Consider the following 1,438-nt stretch of genomic DNA (forward strand, 5'->3'; position numbering starts at 1 on the left):
CTAACCCTGAGGCGTGATGACGATGCACTACGGTGCAGAAGTAGTTGATGCCCTGCTTCCAGGAAAATCCTCTAAGCTCCAGGTAACATTAAATCGTACCCCAAACCGACACAGGTGGTCAGGTAGAGAATACCAAGGCGCTTGAGAGAACTCGGGTGAAGGAACTAGGCAAAATGGTGCCGTAACTTCGGGAGAAGGCACGCTGGCATGTAGGTGAAGTCCCTCGCGGATGGAGCTGAAGCCAGTCGAAGATACCAGCTGGCTGCAACTGTTTAATAAAAACACAGCACTGTGCAAACACGAAAGTGGACGTATACGGTGTGACGCCTGCCCGGTGCTGGAAGGTTAATTGATGGGGTCAGCCGCAAGGCGAAGCTCTTGATCGAAGCCCCAGTAAACGGCGGCCGTAACTATAACGGTCCTAAGGTAGCGAAATTCCTTGTCGGGTAAGTTCCGACCTGCACGAATGGCGTAATGATGGCCAGGCTGTCTCCACCCGAGACTCAGTGAAATTGAACTCGCTGTGAAGATGCAGTGTACCCGCGGCAAGACGGAAAGACCCCGTGAACCTTTACTATAGCTTGACACTGAACATTGAGCCTTGATGTGTAGGATAGGTGGGAGGCTTTGAAGCGTGGACGCCAGTCTGCGTGGAGCCATCCTTGAAATACCACCCTTTAATGTTTGATGTTCTAACTCGGCCCCGTGATCCGGGGTGAGGACAGTGTCTGGTGGGTAGTTTGACTGGGGCGGTCTCCTCCCAAAGAGTAACGGAGGAGCACGAAGGTTAGCTAATCACGGTCGGACATCGTGAGGTTAGTGCAAAGGCATAAGCTAGCTTGACTGCGAGAGTGACGGCTCGAGCAGGTACGAAAGTAGGTCTTAGTGATCCGGTGGTTCTGAATGGAAGGGCCATCGCTCAACGGATAAAAGGTACTCCGGGGATAACAGGCTGATACCGCCCAAGAGTTCATATCGACGGCGGTGTTTGGCACCTCGATGTCGGCTCATCACATCCTGGGGCTGAAGTAGGTCCCAAGGGTATGGCTGTTCGCCATTTAAAGTGGTACGCGAGCTGGGTTTAGAACGTCGTGAGACAGTTCGGTCCCTATCTGCCGTGGGCGTTGGAAGATTGAGAGGGGTTGCTCCTAGTACGAGAGGACCGGAGTGAACGCACCACTGGTGTTCGGGTTGTCATGCCAATGGCATTGCCCGGTAGCTAAGTGCGGAAAAGATAAGCGCTGAAAGCATCTAAGCGCGAAACTTGCCTCAAGATGAGTCTTCCCTGGGCCTTTAAGGTCCCTGAAGGAACGTTTAAGACTAAGACGTTGATAGGCTGGGTGTGTAAGTGCAGCGATGCATTGAGCTAACCAGTACTAATGATCCGTGAGGCTTAACCTTACAACACCGAAGGTGTTTTTAGAGAGATTTTCAGCGA

General features: G+C 52.4%; 1 rRNA gene. It reads left to right on the forward strand.

The window, feature by feature from the left end:
- Positions 1-1,401, forward strand: a 23S ribosomal RNA gene (locus ACJ8IL_RS24695); the annotation flags it as partial.
- Between the last annotated feature and the right edge of the window lie 37 nt (positions 1,402-1,438).

It is taken from the genome of Serratia sp. CY47444 (assembly GCF_052168635.1).
In the GTDB taxonomy this organism is placed as follows: Bacteria; Pseudomonadota; Gammaproteobacteria; order Enterobacterales; family Enterobacteriaceae; genus Serratia; species Serratia bockelmannii.